Consider the following 23,743-nt stretch of genomic DNA (forward strand, 5'->3'; position numbering starts at 1 on the left):
GTTTATCTTTTGGTGATTTTATAAAGAATATTTCCTATAAATTGTATGATTTGCACTAGTATAATTAAAATCACAACAGTTTGAATCATAATATCAGTTCTAAAGCGCTCATAACCATAGCGAATAGCCACATCACCCAAACCACCACCACCAACAGTTCCTGCCATAGCAGAAAAACCAATAACAATAATCAAAATTAAAGTAATACCATTAATAATACTTGGTAAAGCCTCGCTAAACATAACTTTAAAGATAATTTGTGCTTTACTAGCTCCATAAGATCTTGCTGCTTCAATGATAGCAGGATCAATTTCTTTAAAAGCACTTTCTATCATTTTGGCTAAATAAGGCGCAATTCCTATGGTAAGTGGTACTATGGTAGCAGTTGTTCCTATGCTAATACCAATGAGATATTTTGTAAAAGGACTTAAAACTACAATAAGTACTAAAAATGGAAAAGATCTTAAAATATTGATAATAAAATCAAGCACGCTATAAATGCTTTTATTTTCACATAAGCCACCTTTATCAGTAACAGTAAGTACAATTGCAGGGATAAGCGCGATTAAAAAGGCTAAAAAAGTGGCTGTAAAACTCATATAAAGAGTTTCTAGTAATGCCGGATAAAGTATATTTTCAAAATTTCTTAAAATTGTTTCTAAGTTCATTACACAAGCTCCCAAATAACGCCATTTTCTTGTAAATAATTTAAAACTCTTTCTTGATCTTTGGCTTCTATATTGATCACCAAATTTCCTAAAGCATTGTTGTTTAGTTTTTCTATCTTACCCCAAACTATATTAAAATCAATATTTAAACTTCTAGCCATATGAGTGATAATGCTTTGGTTTGCTTTTTCTTTGCAAAAATATAAACGCACATTAACTCCATTTTGTGGTAAAAAATCACTCTCACCTAAGAATTCACGCATTTTTTCACTTGGTTTTAAGAATAAATCTTCGATTTTCCCTTGACCTATAATTTGTCCATGCTCTAGCAATACAGCCTTTTGTGCTATTTGTTTTACTGCTTCCATTTCATGAGTTACTAATACTACACTGATGTTAAATTCTTGATTGATTGTGGCAATAAGTTCTAAAATATTATTTGTAGTATTTGGATCAAGCGCAGAAGTAGCTTCATCACTTAGTAAAATTTTAGGATTTAAAGCAAGGGCTCTGGCTATGGCTACCCTTTGTTTTTGCCCACCACTTAGTTCATTTGGATATGCCTTGCTTTTGGCTAAAAGTCCCACAAGATCTAAAAGCTCATTAACTCTTTTTTGAATTGTACTTTTGTCAAAATTATGAATTTCTAAAGGCATAGCTACATTTTCAAATACATTTTTTCTACTCATAAGTGCAAAATGCTGAAAAATCATTCCTATATCTTTTCTAAATACTCTTAACTCTTTTTCTTTTAAAGTAGCTATTTCTTTACCAAAAACTTCCACACTACCGCTTTGATAATTTTCCAAACCATTAATACATCTTAGCAAAGTTGATTTTCCTGCCCCGCTATGTCCAACAAGAGCATAAATTTCTCCTTCTTTAACTTCTAAAGAAACATCATTTATAACTAGTTCTTTGCCATAATATTTTTTAAGATTTTGTATTTTTATCACTTATTAGCCTTCTAAATTAGAAATTTCATCATTGATTTTTTCAAGTTGAGCTTTAATATTTTCAAGTTGAGTTTTATTTTGCTCAACAACCACAGCAGGTGCATTAGAGATAAATTTTTCATTTTTCATCATAGCATCTAGCTTGTTAAATTCTTTTTCAAGTTTTGTTTTTTGACTATTAAGTCTATTTAAAACACCGCTTAAATCAAGATCTTGAGTTGGTATAAATACTTCTAAATTCTCGCTTACATCTCTAATGGATTTTTCCAAATTTGTATTGATAAACTCGATGTTTTCACATTTTGCAAGTGTTGAGATGAAATTAGTGTAATTTTTTAACTCAGCCATTAAACTCTCATCGTTTAATTTTATACAAGCTTTTTGAATTTTTGCATTTGCAAGTTCTACTAGGGTTTTTGCACGACGTAAGCTTACTATACTTTCTATAATGATATTAAATAATTTTTCGATTTTTTCATCTCTAGAATTAAATTTAGGATATTTTGAAATCATTATAGATTCATGAGTTTGGATAGAAGTTTTACTTAACTCATGGTATAAATACTCACTAATAAATGGCATAAAAGGATTTAAAAGCTTTAATGCTTCTTTAAAAATGCTTCCAAGTTCTTTTATACTTGATTTTTCAGCCTTACTAAGCTCGATCCCCCAATCACAAAATTCATCCCAGAAAAATCTATACAAAGTATTTGCCGCATCATTAAAGCGGTAATTATCTAAATTTTCTCTTGTTTCTTTTACGCATACTTCAAAACGAGATAGCATGTATTTTGCCAAGTTAGTTTGAATTTTGCTTTTATCTAAATCTTCAAATTTTTCTTCATTTAAGAGTAAAAATTTACTTGCATTATAAAGCTTGTTGGTAAAATTTCTAACTTGTATGAGTTTGTCATTGCTTAACTTTATATCTCTACCTTGGATAGCTAAAAGAGCAAGAGTAAAACGCAAGATATCAGCACTATATTCATCCACGCTTTGCACAGGATCAATGACATTACCTAAAGACTTACTCATTTTTCTACCTTGCTCATCTTTAACCAAAGCATGCAAATATATATCTTTAAAAGGAAGTTCACCTAAGGCATTAGTGCTTTGAAACATCATTCTAGCAACCCAGAAAAACAAAATATCAAAACCAGTGATTAATAAAGAATTTGGATAAAAATCTTTTAAATCATCTTCATGCCAAAGTGTATTTTTACCCCAGTCTTTATTACCCCAACCTAAAGTACTCATAGCCCAAAGACCTGAAGAAAACCAAGTATCTAAAACATCAGGATCTTGTTTGAAATTAGTGCTTTGGCATTTTGGGCATTGGCTTGGAGTTTCTTCGCTTGCCCATTCATGAGAGCATTCACAGTAATACACAGGAATTTGATGACCCCACCAAAGTTGTCTTGAAATACACCAATCTTTTAAATCCCTCATCCAAGCATTAAAACTATTAATCCAATGTGCAGGGTAGAATTTACTTCCACCAAGATTAACTTTTTCTATACTTTCTTTTGCGATTTCATTTTTTACAAACCATTGTTTAGAAATATATGGCTCAACCACATTTTTACAACGATAACAATATCCTACTTGATTAGTATAATCTTCTATTTTTTCAACAAAACCTTTTTCTTGTAATTCTTTTATAATAACATCTCTTGCTTCTAATCTTTCTAAGCCTTTAAAATGCAAGCAATGTTCATTTAAAATACCTTTTTCATCAAAGATGGTAATAAATTCAAGTTTATGTCTTAAGCCTACTTCATAGTCATTATGATCATGTGCTGGGGTTACTTTCACAAAGCCTGTACCAAATTCCATATCCACATGCTCATCAGCAATAATAGGAATTTTTCTATCTATTAAAGGTAAAATGACATTTTTGCCTATTAAGTGTTTAAATCTTTTATCGTTTGGATTAACCATCACAGCACTATCGCCAAAATAAGTTTCTGGTCTTGTGGTAGCTACTATGATGTATTCTTGAGAATTTTCTAAGAAATATTTTAAATAATATAATTTTCCTTTATTTTCTTTATGTTCTACTTCTATATCGCTTAATGCTCCATCATGAGTGCACCAATTTACCATGTAATTTCCACGCACAATAAGCTTTTTATCATAAAGATCTACAAAAGCTTTTTTTACTGCATTTACCAAACCCTCATCCATAGTAAAACGCAAACGACTCCAAGCAGGAGTGATACCCAAAATTCGCATTTGCTTAACTATGGTACCACCGCTTTGCTCTTTCCATTCCCATACCTTTTTTACAAATTCTTCTCTACCGAGTTCTTCTTTTTTAATGCCTTGAGCTAAAAGTTGTTTTTCTACAACATTTTGTGTTGCAATCCCTGCATGATCAAGTCCTGGCTGATAAAGAGTTTTGTAACCATCCATTCTTTTATAACGTGTTGTGATATCTTGTAAAGTACAAGTTAGAGCATGACCTATATGCAAAACACCTGTTACATTAGGTGGTGGCATCATAATACAAAAGTTTTTACCTTTTTTTTGAATTTTTTCATTACCATTGATTTCAAAATATCCGCGTTCTTCGCAAATTTTATAATATTCTTTTTCTAGTGATTTATCATACATAATTGCTACCTTGAGAATGAAAATAAATTGTTATGTTAGCTTAAAATTGTTAAAGAAGTTTTGAAATTTAGAAATTAGTTATAAAAACTAATTTCTACTTTACGATTATTTTGTCTTTGAGAATCAGACTTATCTTTAGTAGGATAGGTGTCTTTTCCCAAAGATTCTATTTCTATAACCTCAGTAAAACTAAAGAAATGTTTAGCCACATTCATTGCTCTATTTAATCCTATCATATAGTTTGCAAAAGTGCTACCTCTATCGTCTGTATAACCTTGAATTTTAACTCTTTTGAGTATATCTTCTCTTGCTAGATTTTGATTGATTTTTTCAAGTAGATTTTCATTGCTGTATTCACTATATCCATTTCTTTCAAATAAAAATTTTAAATCAGAAATTTTAACATCTACATAATTGTATTTTTTCTTATTTTTAGCAAAAACAATATCTTTATTATATATGCTTAATTTCATATTGTCATTTGAAAGCATATCGATAAAAATAGTTAAATTGTAATCTTGAGAATTAATTTTAACAGGATTAATCATTTCTTTTAACATATCAACCCTATAATCACTTAAACTTTTTCCATCCAATACATAAACTTTAACAAAATCATTACTTAATCTTGGTTCATATCTGCTAGTTTTGCCTTTTGCAATGTATTCTTGCATAGTATTTTTATATTTTGTTGTTTTTTCTTTTTTTATGCTTGTTTGTTTGTTGTTTTCAACGAGAACTTTTTGTTCTTCTTGGGCTACTTTAGGAGTAATAGTTTCATTTTTAGAAACTTCAGCTATATTTGTTTGGGTTGTTGGCGCGACTTCTTGAGTGCTTGTATTTTCATCTATGATAGGATTATTTTGTACCGGAATTTCTTCTTTTAAAGACTCTGAATTTATTTGTTGTGATGGATAATAAGTATTATCACTTATATTATTTCTTTCTTGATTGTATTGAGTACTTGGCGGAGTGTAGCTTTGATAAGAACTACTTTTTTTATAATCATATACATAAGTATTTGAATCATCTTCAAAATACCACATATAAAAACCAATACTAGCGCCTATTAGCACCACAAAAGCTATACTAAAAGCAATAATACTTTTCATTTTTTATCCTTTGTGAAGTCCTCAAAAGGACTTTGATTATTTATAATTTTTAATAGAATTTTCTAAAATTTCACTTGCTTTTTCAATACCTGCAAATTCTTTTACTTTTACCCATTTGTTTGGCTCAAGCATTTTATATGTTTCAAAGAAATTTTTGATTTTATCTAGGCTTGCTTTTGGTAAATCATCTAAACATTTAATATTATCATATCTTGGATCTATTTTACTTACAGGAACAGCAAGTAATTTTTCATCCATACCGCTTTCATCTTCCATTAATAATACCCCTATTAAACGACAAGGAATCACAGCTCCTGCTTGGATAGGGTATTCATTTAATACTAAAATATCAATAGGATCGCCATCATCTGCAAGAGTATTTGGTATAAAACCATAGTTTGCTGGATAAAACATAGCTGAATACATCACGCGATCAACCATGATGGCTCCGCTTTCTTTGTCAAGTTCGTATTTAATGTTTGATCCATAAGGAATTTCAATAACTGCATTAAGTTTATTTGGTACTTCTCCAACTTTGATTTTGCTAATATCCATTTTTTATCCTTTATTTTAATAAATCATTGATTAAATTTTTCATATCAGCTACGATAGCTTCAATACTTCTTTCACCATTGATTACATGGTGGATATTTTCTTTAGTATAAAAATTTGTTATTTCTTCTAAAGGTTCTAAATAAACTTTCATTCTATTATTAAAAACTTCTTCGTTATCATCAGCACCTCTAGCACGCCCTAAAACTCTTTCTCTAGCAACTTCTTCGCTAACTTTAACTTCTATCACACCTTTTAAAATTACTTCACTTTGATTTTTTAATACATTATCAAACTCAAGCATTTGCTCAACACTTCTTGGATAACCATCTATTAATATAGTATTAGTTGGTGCATTTTTTAAAGCAGTGATGATAGTATTAACTACCACTTCCAAAGGAACCAAATTTCCTTTAGAAATAAAACTATCAATAGTCTTTCCAAGTTCGCTTCCACTAGCCACTTCTGCTCTTAGCAAATCACCTGTAGAATAATGAGTAATGCTCGCATCATCTGTAGCTATGATGCTTGCATCGGTTGTTTTACCACTACCTGGTGCACCTATGATTAAAAATAATTGTTTCATTTAGTATTCTCCCTTAATCTTATACCTAATTCTCTCATTTGTTCATTGCTTACTTCACTTGGAGCTTGAGTCATAAGACATTGCGCTCTTTGTGTTTTAGGAAATGCTATAACTTCTCTAATACTTGAAGATTTTGTTAAAAGCATGATAAGTCTATCAAGGCCTATTGCTATACCACCATGTGGTGGTGCTCCAAAACTTAATGCATCAAGTAAGAAGCCAAATTTCTTTCTTTGTTCTTCTTCATCAATATTTAAAAGCTTAAATACTTTTTGTTGGATAGGACTTTTGTGAATTCTTATACTACCACCACCTAATTCTACACCATTTAACACTACATCATGTGCAATAGAATTAATTTCTTCTAAGTCTTGCTCATCAATATTTTTTGGCATAGTAAATGGATGGTGCATTGCAGAATAGCTTCCATCATCATTTTGCTCAAACATAGGAAAATCAATAACCCATAAGAATTCTAATTTATCCTCATCGATAATTTTCATTTCATCGGCAAGGAATAATCTAAATCTGCCCATATAATCAAGCACAGTTTTTTTAATCCCTGCGCCAAAAAATACTACATCACCAACTTCTAATTCACATCTTTGGATTAAAGCATTTAAGTCCTCTTCGCTAAAGAATTTACAAAGTGGGCCTTTAGGACCATCTTCTTTCATTTGTATAAATGCAAGTCCTGCTGCTCCAAATTTACGCACAAATTCTTCAAATCTTTGCATTTGGCGTTTAGAAAAAATCGTATCGCCTTTTGGAACTCTTAAAGCTTTAATGCGATTTTTCTTCGTGTCTTTTGCAATATTTGCAAAAATTTCATTATTTGATTTTGCAAAAATATCAATCACATCAATAAATTTCATATCAAATCTTAAATCAGGCTTATCAGAGCCATAATTTTCCATAGCTTCCTTGTAACTCATTTGTCTAAAAGGTATGCTAATTTCTTTTCCGCAAGCTTTGAAAATATCTTTAAGTAAATTTTCTGCCATAGCTATGATATCTTTTTGTTCACAAAAACTCATTTCTATGTCTATTTGAGTAAATTCAGGTTGGCGATCTGCTCTTAAATCCTCATCTCTAAAACATTTTGCAATTTGAAAATATCTATCAAATCCTGAACACATTAAAAGTTGTTTGAAAAGTTGAGGGCTTTGAGGTAGGGCATAAAATTCACCTTGATGTACGCGTGATGGTACTAAATAATCCCTTGCGCCTTCTGGGGTAGCTTTGGTTAAAATAGGGGTTTCAACCTCTAAAAATCCCATTTTTGCTAAAGAATTTCTTGTTGCTATACAAGCAGTTGATCTTAGAGCAAAATTATCATAAAGTTTTTTGCTTCTTAAATCTAAAAATCTATATTTCAATCTTAATTCTTCATTTACACTTTCATCGCCTATAGCAAAAGGTACTACAGCACTTTCATTTTCAATAGTAAGTTTATTTATAACAACTTCTATTTCTCCGGTTTTTAATTTTGGATTTACAAGTCCTTCACCGCGTGGGCGAATTTTTCCTTGTGCTATTAAAACATATTCATTTCTTACTGATGAAGCTATATTATGTGCTTCTTGATTATCTGCTGGATCACATACTAATTGTATAAGTCCGCTACGATCTCTAAGATCGATAAAAACTACACCTCCATGATCACGGTAAGAATTTACCCAACCACATAATGTTACTTCCTCGCCAACATTTTGTATGTTAAGCTCTGTATTATAATGAGTTCTCAAAATTTTTCCTTAGCTTAATTTTGTTCAATTTTGTTATTATAGTATTTTATTCTTTTGCTTAGCTAAGTTTTGTTATAATTTTTTTATGAAAAAATGTATAAATATAGAAAAAATTCAAAAAGTAGGCTTATTTTGCAGGTTAAATACAAATTTAAATGAGCAAATTGCTTTTTTAAAAACAATTTTTTTGCAAAAAAATATAGAGCTTGTGCTATTAGATCAGAAAAAAAATAATCTTAAAGATTTACAGAAATTAGATTTTTTAATTTCTCTAGGTGGGGACGGCACGCTTTTGTCTTTATGTAGGCAAGCTTATCAAGCAAAAAAGCCTATTTTAGGGATAAATGCAGGAAATTTAGGTTTTTTAACTGCTTTTTCTTTTAATGAAGTAGAAAGTTTTTTTAAAGATTTTTTTAAAAATGATTTTAAAATAGAAAAAGCTACAATGCTTCAAATAACGCTTTGTAAAAAGAATAAAATCATTAAAAAATTTGCTTTTAATGACGCGGTTTTTTCTCGTGATAATGCTTTAATGGCAAATGTGGAAGTTTTCTTTGAAAATAAACTTTTTAATGCTTATTATGGAGATGGTTTAATCATAGCTAGTTCAAGTGGTTCAACTGCTTATAATATTAGCGCAGGTGGGCCTATAGTACATCCTTGGAGTGAAATTTTTGTTCTAACTCCGGTTTGTTCTCATTCTCTAACTCAAAGGCCTATAGTTTTGCCTTATGGTTTTGAGCTTGAATTAAAAGTTGAGCATTGTTTACTGTATTTAGATGGGCAAGAAGTGGTTGATCCTAAAGAATATGATAAAATTCTTATAGGACTTAGTAAAAAAGAACTTAGTTTTATACATAAAAAAGATAGAGATTATTTCCAAGTTTTAAAAGAAAAGTTAAATTGGGGTAAGTGATGATAGAAAGTATTTTAATCAAAGAAAATTTAGGTTTTAAACAAGCAAAATTAGACTTAGAAGCGGGACTTACTGTCTTTACTGGTTTAAGTGGTGCTGGAAAGTCTGTGCTTTTTAAGGCCATTTTGGCAGCTTTTGCTTTAAGTGAGAGCGAAGCTAAAATGGTGGAAGTTTTATTAAATGATGAGCTTGAATTAGATGAGTTTGGCATTGAAAATGAAGAATTAAATGTATTTAAACTTTTAAAAGATAAAAGCTCGCGTTATTTTGTCAATAATCAACTTATTTCAAAAAAGAATTTAGCCTTACTTTCTAAGAAATTTGTAAAATATCTTTCAGCTAAGGAAAATAATGAGTTTTCAAATGAAAGATTTTTAAACTTACTTGATTTTATGCAATCAAAAGAAGATAAGAAATTTAAAGATTTTTTAAATGAATATAAAAATGTTTATAAAGAATATATAGAAAATAAAATTAAATTAGAAAAAATTCAAGAAGAAGAAAAAAAGGTAGAAGAATTAAAAGAATTTACAAGCTTTGAAATACAAAAAATCCAAAGTATTAACCCAAAAATAGGCGAATTTGATGAGTTGATGAGTTTAAAAAAAAGGCTTTCTAAAAAAGACAAAATTGATGCAGCTTGGAACAGGGCAAGCAAAATTTTTGAATTAGAATCAGCAGTGATTGAAGCTTTGCAAATTAGTGATGTTGATAGTTCATTTTTTTCAGAGTGTTTAAATGAACTAAGGGTGGTGTGGGAAAATCAAAGTTTTGATGATTTTGATTTTGATATAGAAGAAGTGCTTGATAGGATAGAAAAACTTTCTTCTTTGATTTCAAAATATGGAAGTATAGAAGAAGCTTTAGAAGCTTTAGAGAAGAAAAAAGCAGAATTAGCTCATTATGAAAATTTAAGTTTTGAAAAAAAAGAATTAGAAGAGAAAGTGCAAAATGCTAAAATACTTTTAGATGAGAAAAGCCAAAAATTAAGTACTTTGCGCAAAAAAAGATTAAAAGAGCTTGAGAAATTACTTAATTTTTATCTTGAAAAACTTTATATGAAAGAGATTAAATTAGAGCTTAAAGATTGTGCTTTGAGTATTTTAGGTAAAGATGAAGTGAATTTAAATATAAATGAAGCTAGTTTGAAAAATTTAAGCTCAGGTGAGATAAATCGTTTAAGACTTTCTTTTATCGCAACTGAATGTAATGTTACTAATAAAGCTAGTGGGATAATATTTTTAGATGAAATTGATGCAAATTTAAGCGGTAAAGAAGCAATGAGTATAGCTGAAGTTTTAAAAGAGCTTGCTAAGTTTTATCAAATTTTTGCAATTTCACACTTACCACAGCTTTCATCAAAAGCAAGCAATCACTTCCTAGTAGAAAAAATAGGAAATGAAAGTAGGGTAAGAAAGATAGAAAAAGAAGAAAGAGTAAAAGAACTTGCTAGAATGGTAAGCGGGGAAAATATTACCCAAGAAGCTTTAGAATTTACTAGAACTTTGCTTTAAAAACAAAAAGTAAATTTCAATATGATATAATTAGTTTTTTAAAATTATTTAAAGAGAGTGTTTTACCATGGAAGAAAAAATTTTAATCATTGATGATAATAAAATGCTAACTAAACTTTTAGCAAAAAAAGTAGAAAATACTTTAGGATTAAAGGTAGATGTTGCTTTTGATATGAATAGTGCAAAAGATTTATTGAAAAATGATTATTTTATGGCTTTTGTAGATCTTTGTTTACCAGATGCTCCTAATGGTGAAGTGGTTGATGTAGTTTTAGAAAAAAATATCCCCGCTATTGTTCTTACAGGAAGTAATGACGGACAAACTCGTAAAAAATTTATGGAAAAAGATATTATTAATTATATTCAAAAAGAAAGTGAAGATTGTATTAATGAAATGTTAAATTCTATTAGAATGCTTCAAAAAAATAATAAAACTAAGATAATTTTAGCAATTGCAAATGTAACTTTACGCGCAGAAATGAAGAAAAACTTAAACAATCAGCTTTTTAATGTTTTAGCAGCAGCTCATGGGGAAGAGGCACTAAGCTATTTAAGCGATCATCCTGATACAAAATTAGTAATTTGCGATGCTACTATGCCGGTAATTAATGGGGAAGATTTACTTGTAGAAATTCGCTCAAAATATTCTAAAATAGAACTTGGTGTGATTATGGTTGGGGATAAAGATGATGCATTAGAAGCAAGAGCTTTTAGAAAAGGTGTGAATGATTATGTGATTAGACCTTTCCAAAAAGAATCACTTAATTGTAGAGTAAATAATTGTTTAGATTATATGCAAAAATGTGTTTTGCTAGATGAGTATAGTTTAGGTAAAGATTTATTAACAGGACTTGATGATTATGCTACTTTTGAAAAAAGATTTTTAGATTATTTAGAAGATATACAAGAAAATGAAGAAATGGCGTTGGCTTTGATTGATATTGATAATCTTGCAACAATTAATTATGAATTAAGTTATGATTGCGGTGATGGAGTGATAAAACATACAGCCGAAAAGATTAAAGATCAAATTCGTGGTATGGATTTAGCTACTAGAATTGAAGATGGTAAATTCTACATTGCTTTAAAAAATATAAGCAATAAAGAGGCTTTAAAAGCTTTTTCAAATATAAGAGTTAATATTTCCAAAGAAAGCGTTTTGATAGCTTTAGACGAGGTTGATTATAGCATCTCTGTGGGGGTTGCTTTTGGTAGCAAAGGAAGCCAAATGCAAGATTTGCTCAATAACGCACAAAAGGCATTAGATTTAGCTAAGGCTAATGGAAAAAATAGGGTAGAGGTATGTTTTTAGATTGTGATTTTAGTGAAAAAATCATAGATACTCATTGTCATCTAGATAGCCAAGCTTATTTTGGATATTTAGATGAGATGTTAACGCATGCATTTGAAAATGGTGTAGATAAAATCATTATACCAGGTGCAGATATAAAAGATCTACCAAGAGCAAGAGAGATAGCACATACTTATGATAATGTGTATTTTTCTTGTGGGGTGCATCCTTATGATATAGATGATTTTGATTTAGAAGTTTTAAAAGAATTTATAGATGATAAAAAATGTATCGCAGTGGGTGAGTGTGGGCTTGATTATTATCGTTTAAATACTAATGATGATACTATCAAAACAAGACAAAAAGAAGTTTTTATAGCTCAAATACAACTAGCTATTGAATATAAAAAGCCATTGATTGTGCATGTGCGTGAAGCTAATGAAGACAGCTTTAATATTCTAAAAACATACTCAAAAGAATTACAAGGCGGTGTTTTGCATTGCTTTAATGCAAGCGAGCTTTTACTTCAACTAGCAGATGAAGGATTTTATTTTGGCATAGGTGGGGTTTTAACTTTTAAAAATGCAAAAAAATTAGTGGAAATTTTACCTAAAATTCCAAAAGATAAACTTGTTTTGGAAACAGATGGGCCTTATTTAACTCCAGAACCACATCGTGGTAAAGTAAATGATCCTATTTTAACGCATTTTGTAGCACAAAAAATATCTGATATTTTAAAATTATCTAAAGTTGAAGTAGTAAAACTTACGAATTTAAATGCTAATCGTTTGTTTTTTCAAGGTTTATAATGAAAAAAAACTTTATATTTTTTATATTAGTATTATTATGTTTAAATGCTAAAGCCTTGCAGGTAACTCCTGAATATTATACTCAGCAAGCTCAAATTCTAAGAAATTTAGACATAGAAGCAAGCTATCTTAGTGATATGTTATTTTTAGAATTTAAAGAATCTTCTTTAAATATGCATTCTAAAACTTTAGTTGATACTATGAGAGAATTTTATAAAATCACTCCAATTATCCGTAAAATTTTAGAAAAAGAAAATATTCCTCAAGAATTTTTATATTTGGCAATTGTAGAATCTGGTTTAAAAATTCATAGTGTTTCTAGAACTAAAGCAGTAGGTGTTTGGCAGTTTATGAAGCCAACAGCACAAACTTTAGGTTTAAGAATAGATCCTTATGTTGATGAGAGAAGAGATTTAGTCAAATCAACTTATGCAGCCATTGCTTATTTAAAGCAATTAAAAGAGCAGTTTGGAAAATGGTATTTAGCAATTTTAGCTTATAATTGTGGTGATGGTAAATTACGCCAAGCTATAAAAAAAGCAAAAAGTGATGATTTAAGAATCTTGCTTGATCCTGATAAAAAATATTTACCATTGGAAACTAGAATTTTTATTAGAAAAATTCTTACTATGGCATTTTTGGCTAATAATAATGATTTTTTGATTTCACAAGATAGTGCTTTGCTTAATTATGCTCTATCGAGTGAAGTTAAAAAAATATCTGTTCCACCAAGTGTTTCTTTAAGAGAGCTTGCTAAAGTAGCTAAGATGTCTTATAATGAATTTAAGCGTTATAATCCACATTTTAATTATGACTTTACTCCGCCTGATAAAAAAGATTATTATATGTATATTCCTTTAAGTAAAAGTGTGGCTGTGGAAAATGCATTAGAGAATGTAAAGCTAGCTAAAGTGGATACAACTATTCCGCATACAAAAATTTATATAGTAAAAAAGGGTGATAGTCTTTATACTATTGCAAAAAAACATAAAATTAGTGTTGAAAGCATTAAAGAATATAATAAAATCAAAGGAAACTTGATTAATATTAATCAAAAACTTGTGTTAAAAATTAAGGAGAATAACAATGCAAAAATCAAAACTACTCAAAAATTACCAAAAAACTCTCATACAAAAGTCGTTAGTCGTTAGTTGTGTAGGGGTTTTATTTAGTGCTTGTAGTATGGTGCCTATTAGCACACCTACTGTGTATTATCCAGAAAGAGATTTTAAAAGTATAAAGCATAATAATACAGGCTTAAAAGGCACTATGAAACCTTATACTATTAATGGTAAAACATATTATCCAACCGTAGTAGAAGTAGGTGAGACTGCTGATGGTATAGCTAGTTGGTATGGACCGGGCTTTCATGGTAAAAAAACTTCCAATGGTGAAACTTATGATCAGCACGCTTATACAGCAGCTCATAAAACTTTACCTATGAATACTATAGTAAAGGTAACTAATTTAAAAAATCATCGTCAAACTACCGTAAGAATAAATGATAGAGGACCTTTTGTAGCAGGTAGGATTATAGATTTATCTAATATGGCAGCAAGAGATATTGATATGATTCAAGCAGGAACAGCTCCTGTAAGACTTGAAGTAATTGGTTTTGGAACAAGTGCAAATTCAGGTTCAGTGCATACTAATTCTAATTTAGGTAGCAGTGGGGAGATTGCTGATAGTGGCCATATTTTCCAAGGTGGAGCTTTTATGGTGCAAATTGGGGCATTTAGAAATAAAAGTGGCGCAGAGTTAATAGCAAGTAGATATAAAAACTATAATTCTTATACTTCGACTATACAAACAAGTGCTAAAGATGGTTTACATAGAGTATTTTTAAAAGGCTTTAGAAGCGAGCAAGAAGCAAGGGATTTTGTTGATGGTGGTTCTTTTCCTGGTGCGTTTATAGTAAGAGAGTAAAATTATGATAGAGCTTATTTTTTTAGATGTAGATGGTTGTCTAACAGATGGTAAAATCATCTACACACAAAATTATGGTGAAATTAAAGAGTTTAATGTAAAAGATGGCGCAGCAATTGAGGCTTGGCAAAAGCTTGGCAAAAAAGTTGCTATTATTACAGGCAGGACTAGCGAGTGTGTGTATTTTAGAGCTAGAGATTTAAAAATTGATCTAGTATATCAAGGTATTAGTGATAAATTAACTTGTGCTAAAGAAATTTTAGAAAAATTAAATTTAGATTTTTCTCAATGTGCTGCTATTGGGGATTATTATAATGATATGAGCTTACTTGAAGCAGTTGCTTATAGTTTTAAGCCAAAAGATGCGCATAAGGCTTTAAAAACTGATAAAGTTTTAAACAGAAAAGGTGGTAATGGAGCAGTGAGTGAGATGATAGAAATTTTAATTGAACATAATAATATGCAAGCTCAATGGGATAAACTTTGGCGATAAAAATTTTTGCTATATTAATGAGTTTATTTGCCTTTGTTATGGTGATTTTAAGTACTCAAGATCCTTATTTGTTTGCAATAAAACCGCAAAAGGTAGATGTGGCAAATATGCAAGCTTTTGATGTGCTTGATTATGAGCTTAATACATCTATTACAAAAGCTAGTTATCAAGCAAGTCGTTGGGTAAAATACCAAGATAAAGATATTTTTGATGATTTTAAAGTACAAGCACTTGATTATAATTTAAGTTCGGATTTATTAGTAAGAAATGATGAAAAATCCATTTTAGAAGGTAATGTAAGTTATTTTGATCAAAATCAAACTTCTATTTTTACTCAAAAAGCAATTTATGATATGAAAAATAAAATTTTATTTTCCAATGAAAAATTTAAGGCATATATAGGGTTAAATGAGGTTTTTGGGGATAATTTTTTATATGATGTAAATCAAAAAGAATTAAAAATTCAAGGAATAAAAGCATGGTTTTTAGAGCAATAATTTTTTTGTGTTTGTTAAATTTATTTGCATTTAGTGCTCAAAAAATAGAAGTTTATGCTAAAGATTTTTATTTGGATGAGAAAAATGAAACGAGCATATTAACCGGTGATGTGGAAGTAAAAAAAGGTAAAGATATTTTAAATTCGCAAAAATTAGTCATTTATATGAAAAATAAACAACCTATTAAGTATATAGCTACTAAAGATGCTAAATTTAAAATTATGATGAAAGATAAGATTTATCATGGAAGTGGTGATGAGTTTGTTTATAATGTAGCTAAAGATACATATGAAATTAATGGTAATGCAAAAATTATAGAAGTGCAGTCAAAAAAAGAGCTTATAGGTGATAAAATCATAGTAGATAGAAAAAATATGACTTATAGAGTAGTTAGTAAAGAAAAAAAACCTGCTAAATTTGTATTTGAAGTAAAAGAATGATATTAAATGCTAAATTTTTAACTTCTGCTTCTAAAATAAATGAAGCTCCACAGCCTATATATACTGAAATTGCATTTTTAGGTCGCTCTAATGTAGGAAAAAGTTCTTTGATTAATACTCTTTGTAAGAATAAAAATTTAGCAAAAAGTTCTTCAACTCCGGGCAAAACCCAACTCATTAATTTTTTTGAAGTTGATTGTAAAAAAGATGAAGATAAATTTAAATTGATGTTTATTGATTTACCTGGTTTTGGCTATGCTAAAGTGAGCAAAAAAACCAAGGCTATTTGGAATAAAAATTTAGATGAGTTTTTAAAAGAGCGTAGTTCTATCAAACTTTTTATTCATCTAATAGATTCAAGACATGAAAATTTAGATATTGATGCAAATTTGGATTTGTATTTAGATTCTTTTATTAGAGCTGATCAAAAAAAAATAATAGTTTATACAAAAGCAGATAAGCTCAATCAAAGTCAAAAAGCAAAAATTTTAAATGTAAATAAAAATGCCATTTTAGTTTCAAATTTGAAAAAAAGTGGTATTGATAAATTAGAACAAAAAATTATTTTAGAGAGCTTAGGTTTTAATGAGGAGTAGAAATTTAGTAAAAAATAGATTTGATTTTTCTTATTTATTTTTTTATTTATCTTTGATTTTTTATCAAGTGCTAAGCTCTGTGTATTATTGGATGCCTCCTTTGTTTGGGGTGTTTTTTTGTTATATGATAGTGCTTTTAAAAGAAAAAGAAAGAACTCTTAATAAGCTTGATTTTAGATGGTATTTTTCTTTGTTTTATCTTTTATTAATTGATATTATCCATGGATTTTATCTTTTTAGTTCTTGGATAGCTTTTTTTGTTTTTTATCATCTTTTTGTTGATTGGTTTAAAAGTAAATTAAAACTAGGCCATTATTTACTCGTTATATTTACCTTTTGTGCTTATATTTTTATCTATCTTTTTGATGTATTTTTGGCGTATTTAGATAATAGTCAAATTTTAAAATTTGGTATTGAATATCTATGGTTTTTTGTCGTTGAAGCTTTGATTTCTTTTGTTATTTTTAAAGGGAAAATCTAATATGCGTATGCGTTTGGTGATGGGATTTATAGCTTGTTTTTTTATACTTTTACTTGCTAGAGTGTATTATATAAGCATTAAATCTAATGTTTATTATGAAGAAATAGCTAAACAAAATGCCATTAAAACGCAATTTTTAGCACCTGTAAGAGGGCAAATTTTAGATGTTAAAGGTAGGCCCTTAGCAGTAAATAAATTAGGTTTTTCAATCTCTATAAAGCCATATTTGTATATAAAAAAGAAAAACAGAAATCTTTTAGAGCAGGAATTGCAGGTTATAGTAGATGCTTTTCCTGATTTAAACATAACTAAATTAAAACGAAATTATATAAAAGCAGATTCTTATTATAATCAAGATTATATAGAAGTAGTTCCATTTATAGAATATGATGCTATGATTAAGCATTTTACTAAGCTTAATTTGCGTGAAAATATGCAAGTTAAATCTACTACTCAAAGATTTTATCCTTATGATGCTTTAGCTAGCCATGTTATAGGTTATGTTGGAAAAGCAAATTTAAACGATATGAATGAAAATGAAATTGCAAGATTAACTAGCTATGTAGGGCGTAGCGGTATAGAGCGTTCTTATAATGAAATTTTGCAAGGTCAAAAGGGTGAAAAAGTTAGCAAAGTAAATGCGTTAAATAAAGAAATAGAAGAACTTTCTTATAAAAAACCTACTTCAAGTAATATCACTTTAAGCATTGATCTTGATTTGCAAGAATACTTGGCTAGTATTTTTGAAAATTTAGCAGGCGCTGCTATAGTAATGGATGTAAAAAGTGGAGCTATTTTAGCAGCGGGTAGTTTTCCTGAATATAATCTCAATCCTTTTGTTACCGGTATTAGTCAAGAAGAATGGGATAAACTTTCTAATGATTTAAACCATCCTTTTACTAATAAACTCATTAATGGTCTTTATCCTCCAGGTTCAGTTATAAAAATGGGAACAGCTTTAGCATTTTTAGATAGTGGAAAAGTGAATGAAAATCATAAATATTTGTGTGATTCTAACTTTGAACTTGGTGGTAGAAAATTTAGATGTTGGAAGGCTATAGGTCATGGTTATGTAGATATGACAGATGCTATTAGAGAAAGCTGTGATGTATATTTTTATAAAGGAGCTTTGGAGGTTGGTATTGACATTATTAGTTCTGTTTTTGAAAGAATAGGTTTTGGTGCAAAAACAGGAGTAGATTTACCTAATGAATTTATAGGAACAGTTCCTAATAGAATTTGGAAAAAAGAAAAATACAATCAACCTTGGTATCAAGGTGAAACTTTAAATACAAGCATAGGTCAAGGTGATTTTCTTGCTACTCCTATGCAAGTGGCTAAATTTACAGCTATGATTGCTACGGCTAAAAATATCACACCGCATTTTTTACATAGCATTGATGATAATGTTACTAAGGTAAATTTTGACAATAATGAAAGTGTTTTTACGACTTTTGAATTATCAAAACTTCCACTTTTAAGGCGTGCGATGTATGAGGTGGCCAATGTTGATGGTGGAACTACGGCAAGATTTTTAAGAAATTCTCCTATTACTATAGCAGCCAAGACAGGAACAGCTCAAGTAGTTGGAATTTCTCAAAGTGAAAAAAAGCGTATTAAAGAAGAGGATTTAGAGTATTTTTTAAGATCTCATGCTTGGATTACTTCTTATGCGCCTTATGAAAAACCTCAATATGTAGTAGTAGTTTTAATCGAACATGGAAAAAGTGGTAGTAGTGCAGGCGGACCTGTACTTGCTAAAATTTATCAAAAACTTATAGATTTGGGTTATATTGATAAAAAATATATTAAGAAAAAAGCTAAATGATTAGCATTCCATCGCCATAAGAATAAAAACGATAATTGTTTTTTATAGCTTCATGGTAAAGTTCTAAAGTTTTTTCTCTGCCTATAAAAGAAGCCACAAGCATAATGAGAGTTGATTTTGGTAAGTGAAAATTAGTGAGTAAAAAATCAAGTCTTTGTGGGGTATTTTGTGGGTGTAAAAACAAATCACAAAAACCTTCTTTTAATTTTTTTCTATGATAATACTCTATACAACGAGTAACTGTGGTGCCTACACCAAGTATTTTTTTAGAAGAATTAATCAAAGCACAAGTTTCATCATCAACATAGAAAAATTCTGAATGCATTTTATGCTCGCGTATATCTTCGCATTCTACACCTTTAAAAGTTCCCGCACCAACATGAAGTGTGATAGTATGAATATTATGATTTTTTTTAAGTTCTTTTATCATTGCTTCGTTAAAGTGCAAGCTTGCAGTGGGTGCAGCAACCGCACCTTGATTTTTGGCAAAAATGCTTTGATAGTTAATGTTATCTTGTGCTTCATCTGCTCTTTTAATATATGGTGGTAAAGGTATATGGCCTATTTTTTCTAAAATTTCAAAAACTTCATGATGATTGAATTTTTTTTCATCATTAAAAAATTCTACTTCTCTTGTGCCATCATCGTGTAATTTTTTGATTTTAGCTTTTAAAGAATTTTCAAAATATAAAATTTGTCCTTCTTTAACCTTACCACGAATTTGAACTAAAAAATCATTATTTTTTAAAGGGTGATTAATGAAAAGTTCTATTTTGCTACCACTTTCTTTAAATCCATAAATTCTTGCTTTTATTACTTTAGTGTCATTAAAGATAATTTCACAAGGTGGTAAAATTTTAGCTAAGTCCTTAAAATGTAAATGTAAAATTTGATCTTTACATCTTTCATAAACTAAAAGTTTAGCATTCTCCTTGGGTAAGATAGGAAAATTTGCTATAAGTTCATTAGGTAAATCATAATCATAACTAGAAAGCAAAAGATCTTTATCAATCGTTTTCATCATTTTCTTTTTGACTAGGATTAACTTTTTTGGCTATGTAAATAGAAATTCCATAAAGTCCGCACAAAGGAACGGCCATTAAAAATTGTGAGATTATATCAGGTGGTGTCATCATAGCTGAAAAAACAAAAATCACTAAAACTGAAACCCTAAAGTGTTTTTTTAAAAATGCATCATCAATAAGTCCAAGTTTGGCAAAGAAAAAGGTTATCACAGGCATTTCAAACGCTAAGCCAAAGGCAACTACAAGTTTAGTAAAAAATCCCACATATAAGCCTATGCTGATTAAAGGTTTAAAATCTTGAGTTTGCACCCCAAAATCAATTAAAAATTTAAAAGCCAAAGGTATGACTATATAATAACAAAACAAAGCTCCAAGCGCAAACATAATGCTAGCAAAGCTTACAAAAGGCACTACTAATCTTTTTTCATTATCATAAAGTCCTGGTGCTACGAATTTCCAAAACTGCCAAAAAATAACCGGTAAAGAAATCAAAAAAGCTGTAAAAAATGAAACTTTCATTGCGGTAAATAAAGGCTCTTGTAATTCAACGAAAGTCATTTGTTTTGAAATTTCAGGTAAAGCTGCTTCAACGGGTGCTTTTAGTATATCTATGATATAACTATTAAAACTAAAGCATACAAAAAACATTACAACAACACAAGCTACGCTTATAAATAATCTTTTTCTAAGTTCTACTAAATGTGGTTTTAATTCTTCAAACATTCTTAGCTTTCCATTTTTTGAGTATTTTTTTCATCTTTTTGAGTTTTTTCTTCTACACGCGAAAGTTCTTGTATATCTTTTTCTAAATCATTAATTTCACTTTTTAACTCTTTGGTATTATTTAAAATATCTTCTTTGAGTTGATCAAATTCTTCAAAACTCAGTTTTTTTCTGATATTTTCGTTAGTTTGTGAAAATTCATCTTTGTATTTTTGTGCTTCATCTTTTAACTCTGCTATTTTTAATTCTTTATTGATACTTGCTTTTGCTTCATCAATATTACTTTTAATGGCTTTTAAAATTTTTGCAATTTCAACTATAGTTGAAGGTAGTTTTTCAGGCCCAAGAACTAAAATAGCTATAACTAAAATAACTAAAATTTCTCCAAAACTCATTATTTTATCTTCTTTCGCTTAAATATATAGTTTGCATTTTACATAAAAATACTTAAAAATACTATTACTTTTATAATATTAATATATAAATATATATTGATATATTAATACATTTCTGTTATGCTTATTTTAAAATGAAATGGAGTAAAAGATTATGGAAAAGTTATTTTTTATTTTTAAAGATTTTTTGATTTTATTTGTTGAAATTTCTATTTTATTTATATTAGTTAGCATGCTTATTGCTTATCTTAATGAGTGTTATGCTAAATTTTTCAATGAACATTTAAAGAAAGATTCTTTTGTAAGTTATATAAAGGCTATTCTTTTGGGTAGTTTAACTCCCTTTTGTTCATGTTCAAGCATACCGCTTTTAAATGCATTTTTAAAAGCTAAAGTACCACTTGGAGTATGTATAGCTTATTTGATAACTTCGCCTTTAATTAATCCTATTATAGTAGTGATGTTTGTAGTAAGTTTTGGCTTAAAAATCTCTTTATTTTATGTGGGATTTTTATTTAGCGTGATTTTATTTATTGCTTTTTGTGTTTCAAAAATAAACACTCAAAGATTTTTTAATGAAGACTTTTTAAAAAATGATTTAGAACAAACTTCAAAGTGTTGTTCTAATGATACTTCTAAAAGTTTATGCTGTGAAAAACCTAGTTCTATTTTTGTTAAAAATTCTAAAATTAGCAGTAAAATTTTAAAATTTAAGACTAAAACAAAAGAAAGTAAAATCAAAATATTATTTATGCAAAGCTTTAATGAATACAAAAAAATTCTGCCATATATTATTATTGGTATGGGTATTGGGGCTTTTATACACGGCTTTTTTCCACAAGATTTTTTTCAAAATTATATGAAAGATTATGGGGTATTGGGTGTATTTATAGCAGCATTTATAGGGGTTTTGCTTTATATGAATTGCACTGCTATGATTCCTGTAGCACTAGCTTTAACTACCAGTGGAATTCCGCTTGGTATAATGATGAGTTTTTTAATAGCAGGAGCAGGGTGTTCTTTACCTGAGCTTATTTTGCTTAAAAGAATTTTTAAAACAAGCTTTTTGTTTTTATTTGCAGGTATGATTGTTTTTATTGCAATTAGTTTTGGACTTTTAATGTTTTTTATATAAGGAATTTTATGCAAGAATTTTTAAAAATAACAAGTGCAATTAACGATGAAAGCAGGATTTTAATCCTAGCTTTTTTACAAAAATATGGAAAACTTTGTGTGTGTGATTTGCAAAGCTCTTTAAATATGAGTCAATCAAGGCTTTCAAGACATTTAAAAATTTTAAAAGAAGCTAATTTTTTAGAAGTAGATAGACAGGGTGTTTGGGCGTATTATGGAGTAAAAGAAAATTTAAATAATTTTTGCAGCGATATATTAAAAAATATCAATGAACTTTCTATAAAGCTTCCTGAATTTAAAAGAATTTCTTGTGAATGCAAAGCTTAAGTGCTAATATACAAAGCTAGTTCATCGCTTAAAAGATAATTAGTATTATAAAAAATTCCATTTTTATATACTAATTTCCCTTTTTTGCTAAGAAACATTGCCTTTTCTTTTTCTAAAGGTTCTAGCTTTGTTTCATCCACTCCTATAATGCTTCTAAGTCCTAGAAAAATATGCTCTAAACACAAATCTTTTGAATTTAAATTTTCAACCTCCCTAAAACAGGGATTTGCTATATAATCTTTTAAACTTTTTTTAGTATAAAATCTTTGATTTTTTGAAAATCCTACTGCACTTAAACCACATCCTATATAGTCTTTTCCTTGCCAATAAGCAAGATTATGTTTGCAAATTTGTCCAAAATTACTGATTTCATATTGTTTATAACCAAGATTTTCAATTGCTTTGATAAAATGTTTTGCAAGGCGTGGAGCGTTTTTTTTTAAATGAAATTTTTTAGCAAATCTTGTCTTTTCTTCTATGGTTAGATTATAAGCACTCACATGGCTAATATCAATTAAAGCGAGTTTAGAAATTTCATAATCAAGCATTTTACTATCATCGAGTTTTGTATCATAAATTAAGTCTAAATTTATATTATTAAATCCTGCTTTTTTTGCATTTTCTATACTTGTAAAAATGTTTTTTTGATCATGAATACGCCCAAGGAATTGTAATTTTTTTTCATGAAAACTTTGCACCCCAAAAGAAATGCGGTTAAAACCTAAATTTTTTATCTCTTTAAGCCAAGAAAAATTGCTTGAGTTGGGATTTGCTTCTATGCTTATTTCATTATTTTTTTGTAAATAACTTTGCAAAAAAATAAAAATTTTTTCATAAAAATTAACACTCATTAAACTAGGAGTACCACCACCTATAAAAATAGTTTTTATGGAATTTTTATCCAGCATAAAAAAATCTAGTTGATATTTTATATCTTGCATTAATGCGTTTAGATAATCTTTTTCAAAATCTTTTTTTTTAAGTGAAGTAAAAGAACAATAAAAACATTTACTTTCGCAAAATGGTATATGTATATATAAATGCATAAAACTTCTTTAAAATGTGATTATAAATTCGTATTTTTTTGTTAGAATTATATTATTAAAAAGT

The 23,743-nt window shown here is 28.8% G+C and carries 24 protein-coding genes and 1 pseudogene; 14 read left to right on the forward strand and 11 right to left on the reverse strand.

All coding sequences use genetic code 11. The features are described from left to right. Window positions 1–8: 8 nt before the first annotated feature. The 7 genes and pseudogenes from L8X28_RS06530 to aspS form a co-directional block, all read right to left on the reverse strand. A pseudogene (locus L8X28_RS06530) lies at window positions 9–665 on the reverse strand (methionine ABC transporter permease); the annotation flags it as partial. 2 nt (window positions 666–667) lie between these two features. Further along, complete coding sequence (locus L8X28_RS06535) at window positions 668–1,624, reverse strand: methionine ABC transporter ATP-binding protein (RefSeq protein ID WP_263665861.1); 957 nt, start codon at window positions 1,622–1,624, stop codon at window positions 668–670. Between the two features lie 3 nt (window positions 1,625–1,627). Next, window positions 1,628–4,240: a valine--tRNA ligase gene (locus L8X28_RS06540; RefSeq protein ID WP_263665862.1), complete on the reverse strand. Its 2,613-nt coding sequence runs from the start codon at window positions 4,238–4,240 to the stop codon at window positions 1,628–1,630. 74 nt (window positions 4,241–4,314) lie between these two features. Next, window positions 4,315–5,352: a hypothetical protein gene (locus L8X28_RS06545; RefSeq protein ID WP_263665863.1), complete on the reverse strand. Its 1,038-nt coding sequence runs from the start codon at window positions 5,350–5,352 to the stop codon at window positions 4,315–4,317. A gap of 36 nt (window positions 5,353–5,388) precedes the next feature. Next, window positions 5,389–5,907, reverse strand: a complete 519-nt coding sequence (ppa, locus tag L8X28_RS06550; RefSeq protein ID WP_220566652.1) for an inorganic diphosphatase — start codon at window positions 5,905–5,907, stop codon at window positions 5,389–5,391. 10 nt (window positions 5,908–5,917) lie between these two features. Further along, window positions 5,918–6,490, reverse strand: a complete 573-nt coding sequence (locus L8X28_RS06555) for an adenylate kinase (RefSeq protein WP_263665864.1) — start codon at window positions 6,488–6,490, stop codon at window positions 5,918–5,920. Then, window positions 6,487–8,238, reverse strand: a complete 1,752-nt coding sequence (gene aspS, locus L8X28_RS06560; protein WP_263665865.1) for an aspartate--tRNA ligase — start codon at window positions 8,236–8,238, stop codon at window positions 6,487–6,489. Before aspS ends, L8X28_RS06555 begins: the two co-directional genes overlap by 4 nt. Before the next feature lie 85 nt (window positions 8,239–8,323). Between aspS and L8X28_RS06565 the strand changes: the two genes are divergently transcribed. The 12 genes from L8X28_RS06565 (at window position 8,324) to mrdA (ending at window position 19,029) form a co-directional block, all read left to right on the forward strand. Further along, window positions 8,324–9,154: an NAD(+)/NADH kinase gene (locus L8X28_RS06565; protein ID WP_263665866.1), complete on the forward strand. Its 831-nt coding sequence runs from the start codon at window positions 8,324–8,326 to the stop codon at window positions 9,152–9,154. Next, window positions 9,154–10,668 (forward strand): AAA family ATPase, encoded by a 1,515-nt coding sequence (locus tag L8X28_RS06570; RefSeq protein WP_263665867.1) that lies wholly within the window; start codon window positions 9,154–9,156, stop codon window positions 10,666–10,668. Before L8X28_RS06565 ends, L8X28_RS06570 begins: the two co-directional genes overlap by 1 nt. Before the next feature lie 67 nt (window positions 10,669–10,735). After that, on the forward strand, window positions 10,736–11,980 hold the full coding sequence (locus L8X28_RS06575; protein ID WP_133319215.1) for a diguanylate cyclase: 1,245 nt from the start codon (window positions 10,736–10,738) through the stop codon (window positions 11,978–11,980). Further along, window positions 11,971–12,768: a TatD family hydrolase gene (locus tag L8X28_RS06580; protein WP_263665868.1), complete on the forward strand. Its 798-nt coding sequence runs from the start codon at window positions 11,971–11,973 to the stop codon at window positions 12,766–12,768. The genes L8X28_RS06575 and L8X28_RS06580 overlap by 10 nt, the downstream gene beginning before the upstream one ends. Further along, window positions 12,768–13,919, forward strand: coding sequence for a lytic transglycosylase domain-containing protein (locus tag L8X28_RS06585; protein ID WP_263665869.1), 1,152 nt, complete (start codon window positions 12,768–12,770; stop codon window positions 13,917–13,919). Before L8X28_RS06580 ends, L8X28_RS06585 begins: the two co-directional genes overlap by 1 nt. Next, entirely contained in the window at window positions 13,855–14,694 is an 840-nt protein-coding gene (locus L8X28_RS06590) for a septal ring lytic transglycosylase RlpA family protein (RefSeq protein ID WP_133319212.1), read from the forward strand. Before L8X28_RS06585 ends, L8X28_RS06590 begins: the two co-directional genes overlap by 65 nt. A gap of 4 nt (window positions 14,695–14,698) precedes the next feature. Continuing rightward, window positions 14,699–15,187 (forward strand): HAD hydrolase family protein, encoded by a 489-nt coding sequence (locus L8X28_RS06595; RefSeq protein WP_133319211.1) that lies wholly within the window; start codon window positions 14,699–14,701, stop codon window positions 15,185–15,187. Then, window positions 15,178–15,684 (forward strand): hypothetical protein, encoded by a 507-nt coding sequence (locus tag L8X28_RS06600; RefSeq protein WP_263665870.1) that lies wholly within the window; start codon window positions 15,178–15,180, stop codon window positions 15,682–15,684. The genes L8X28_RS06595 and L8X28_RS06600 overlap by 10 nt, the downstream gene beginning before the upstream one ends. Beyond that, window positions 15,666–16,124: a lipopolysaccharide transport periplasmic protein LptA gene (lptA, locus tag L8X28_RS06605; RefSeq protein ID WP_263665871.1), complete on the forward strand. Its 459-nt coding sequence runs from the start codon at window positions 15,666–15,668 to the stop codon at window positions 16,122–16,124. Before L8X28_RS06600 ends, lptA begins: the two co-directional genes overlap by 19 nt. Then, window positions 16,121–16,720: a ribosome biogenesis GTP-binding protein YihA/YsxC gene (gene yihA, locus L8X28_RS06610; protein ID WP_133319208.1), complete on the forward strand. Its 600-nt coding sequence runs from the start codon at window positions 16,121–16,123 to the stop codon at window positions 16,718–16,720. The genes lptA and yihA overlap by 4 nt, the downstream gene beginning before the upstream one ends. Continuing rightward, the gene (locus L8X28_RS06615) at window positions 16,710–17,201 is read left to right on the forward strand and encodes a hypothetical protein (RefSeq protein WP_133319207.1); all 492 of its coding nucleotides are present in this window, start codon (window positions 16,710–16,712) and stop codon (window positions 17,199–17,201) included. Before yihA ends, L8X28_RS06615 begins: the two co-directional genes overlap by 11 nt. A 1-nt stretch (window position 17,202) precedes the next feature. After that, a complete protein-coding gene (gene mrdA, locus L8X28_RS06620) occupies window positions 17,203–19,029 on the forward strand; it encodes a penicillin-binding protein 2 (RefSeq protein WP_133319206.1) in 1,827 nt (608 codons plus the stop codon). On the opposite strand, the gene queA is transcribed toward mrdA, so the two are convergent. From queA to tatB, 3 genes are read right to left on the reverse strand one after another with little or no spacing between them, the layout of a single operon-like run. After that, window positions 19,022–20,050: a tRNA preQ1(34) S-adenosylmethionine ribosyltransferase-isomerase QueA gene (gene queA / locus L8X28_RS06625; protein ID WP_263665872.1), complete on the reverse strand. Its 1,029-nt coding sequence runs from the start codon at window positions 20,048–20,050 to the stop codon at window positions 19,022–19,024. The genes mrdA and queA overlap by 8 nt on opposite strands. Continuing rightward, entirely contained in the window at window positions 20,037–20,777 is a 741-nt protein-coding gene (gene tatC / locus L8X28_RS06630) for a twin-arginine translocase subunit TatC (RefSeq protein ID WP_133319204.1), read from the reverse strand. Before tatC ends, queA begins: the two co-directional genes overlap by 14 nt. A 2-nt stretch (window positions 20,778–20,779) precedes the next feature. Further along, window positions 20,780–21,172, reverse strand: coding sequence for a Sec-independent protein translocase protein TatB (gene tatB, locus L8X28_RS06635; RefSeq protein WP_133319203.1), 393 nt, complete (start codon window positions 21,170–21,172; stop codon window positions 20,780–20,782). A gap of 154 nt (window positions 21,173–21,326) precedes the next feature. Here tatB and L8X28_RS06640 point away from each other — a divergent pair, with 154 nt between their 5' ends. Both L8X28_RS06640 and L8X28_RS06645 read left to right on the forward strand, forming a co-directional pair. Further along, on the forward strand, window positions 21,327–22,307 hold the full coding sequence (locus tag L8X28_RS06640) for a permease (RefSeq protein WP_263665873.1): 981 nt from the start codon (window positions 21,327–21,329) through the stop codon (window positions 22,305–22,307). 8 nt (window positions 22,308–22,315) lie between these two features. Further along, a complete protein-coding gene (locus L8X28_RS06645) occupies window positions 22,316–22,633 on the forward strand; it encodes an ArsR/SmtB family transcription factor (RefSeq protein WP_133319201.1) in 318 nt (105 codons plus the stop codon). On the opposite strand, the gene hemW is transcribed toward L8X28_RS06645, so the two are convergent. Beyond that, the gene (gene hemW, locus L8X28_RS06650; protein WP_263665874.1) at window positions 22,630–23,679 is read right to left on the reverse strand and encodes a radical SAM family heme chaperone HemW; all 1,050 of its coding nucleotides are present in this window, start codon (window positions 23,677–23,679) and stop codon (window positions 22,630–22,632) included. The two genes, L8X28_RS06645 and hemW, sit on opposite strands and share 4 nt — an antisense overlap. Window positions 23,680–23,743: the final 64 nt, after the last annotated feature.

This window comes from Campylobacter sp. CNRCH_2016_0050h (genome assembly GCF_025772605.1).
Taxonomy (GTDB): Bacteria; Campylobacterota; Campylobacteria; order Campylobacterales; family Campylobacteraceae; genus Campylobacter_D; species Campylobacter_D lari_D.

Excerpts from the sequence above, each read along its gene's own strand:
- L8X28_RS06540 (WP_263665862.1), bottom strand. The coding sequence starts at position 4,240 with ATGTATGATAAATCACTAGAAAAAGAATATTATAAAATTTGCGAAGAA.
- L8X28_RS06545 (WP_263665863.1), bottom strand. The coding sequence starts at position 5,352 with ATGAAAAGTATTATTGCTTTTAGTATAGCTTTTGTGGTGCTAATAGGC.
- ppa (WP_220566652.1), bottom strand. The coding sequence starts at position 5,907 with ATGGATATTAGCAAAATCAAAGTTGGAGAAGTACCAAATAAACTTAAT.
- L8X28_RS06555 (WP_263665864.1), bottom strand. The coding sequence starts at position 6,490 with ATGAAACAATTATTTTTAATCATAGGTGCACCAGGTAGTGGTAAAACA.
- L8X28_RS06565 (WP_263665866.1), top strand. The coding sequence starts at position 8,324 with ATGAAAAAATGTATAAATATAGAAAAAATTCAAAAAGTAGGCTTATTT.
- L8X28_RS06570 (WP_263665867.1), top strand. The coding sequence starts at position 9,154 with ATGATAGAAAGTATTTTAATCAAAGAAAATTTAGGTTTTAAACAAGCA.
- L8X28_RS06575 (WP_133319215.1), top strand. The coding sequence starts at position 10,736 with ATGGAAGAAAAAATTTTAATCATTGATGATAATAAAATGCTAACTAAA.
- L8X28_RS06580 (WP_263665868.1), top strand. The coding sequence starts at position 11,971 with ATGTTTTTAGATTGTGATTTTAGTGAAAAAATCATAGATACTCATTGT.
- L8X28_RS06585 (WP_263665869.1), top strand. The coding sequence starts at position 12,768 with ATGAAAAAAAACTTTATATTTTTTATATTAGTATTATTATGTTTAAAT.
- L8X28_RS06590 (WP_133319212.1), top strand. The coding sequence starts at position 13,855 with ATGCAAAAATCAAAACTACTCAAAAATTACCAAAAAACTCTCATACAA.
- L8X28_RS06595 (WP_133319211.1), top strand. The coding sequence starts at position 14,699 with ATGATAGAGCTTATTTTTTTAGATGTAGATGGTTGTCTAACAGATGGT.
- lptA (WP_263665871.1), top strand. The coding sequence starts at position 15,666 with ATGGTTTTTAGAGCAATAATTTTTTTGTGTTTGTTAAATTTATTTGCA.
- yihA (WP_133319208.1), top strand. The coding sequence starts at position 16,121 with ATGATATTAAATGCTAAATTTTTAACTTCTGCTTCTAAAATAAATGAA.
- L8X28_RS06615 (WP_133319207.1), top strand. The coding sequence starts at position 16,710 with ATGAGGAGTAGAAATTTAGTAAAAAATAGATTTGATTTTTCTTATTTA.
- mrdA (WP_133319206.1), top strand. The coding sequence starts at position 17,203 with ATGCGTATGCGTTTGGTGATGGGATTTATAGCTTGTTTTTTTATACTT.
- queA (WP_263665872.1), bottom strand. The coding sequence starts at position 20,050 with ATGAAAACGATTGATAAAGATCTTTTGCTTTCTAGTTATGATTATGAT.
- tatC (WP_133319204.1), bottom strand. The coding sequence starts at position 20,777 with ATGTTTGAAGAATTAAAACCACATTTAGTAGAACTTAGAAAAAGATTA.
- tatB (WP_133319203.1), bottom strand. The coding sequence starts at position 21,172 with ATGAGTTTTGGAGAAATTTTAGTTATTTTAGTTATAGCTATTTTAGTT.
- L8X28_RS06640 (WP_263665873.1), top strand. The coding sequence starts at position 21,327 with ATGGAAAAGTTATTTTTTATTTTTAAAGATTTTTTGATTTTATTTGTT.
- L8X28_RS06645 (WP_133319201.1), top strand. The coding sequence starts at position 22,316 with ATGCAAGAATTTTTAAAAATAACAAGTGCAATTAACGATGAAAGCAGG.
- hemW (WP_263665874.1), bottom strand. The coding sequence starts at position 23,679 with ATGCATTTATATATACATATACCATTTTGCGAAAGTAAATGTTTTTAT.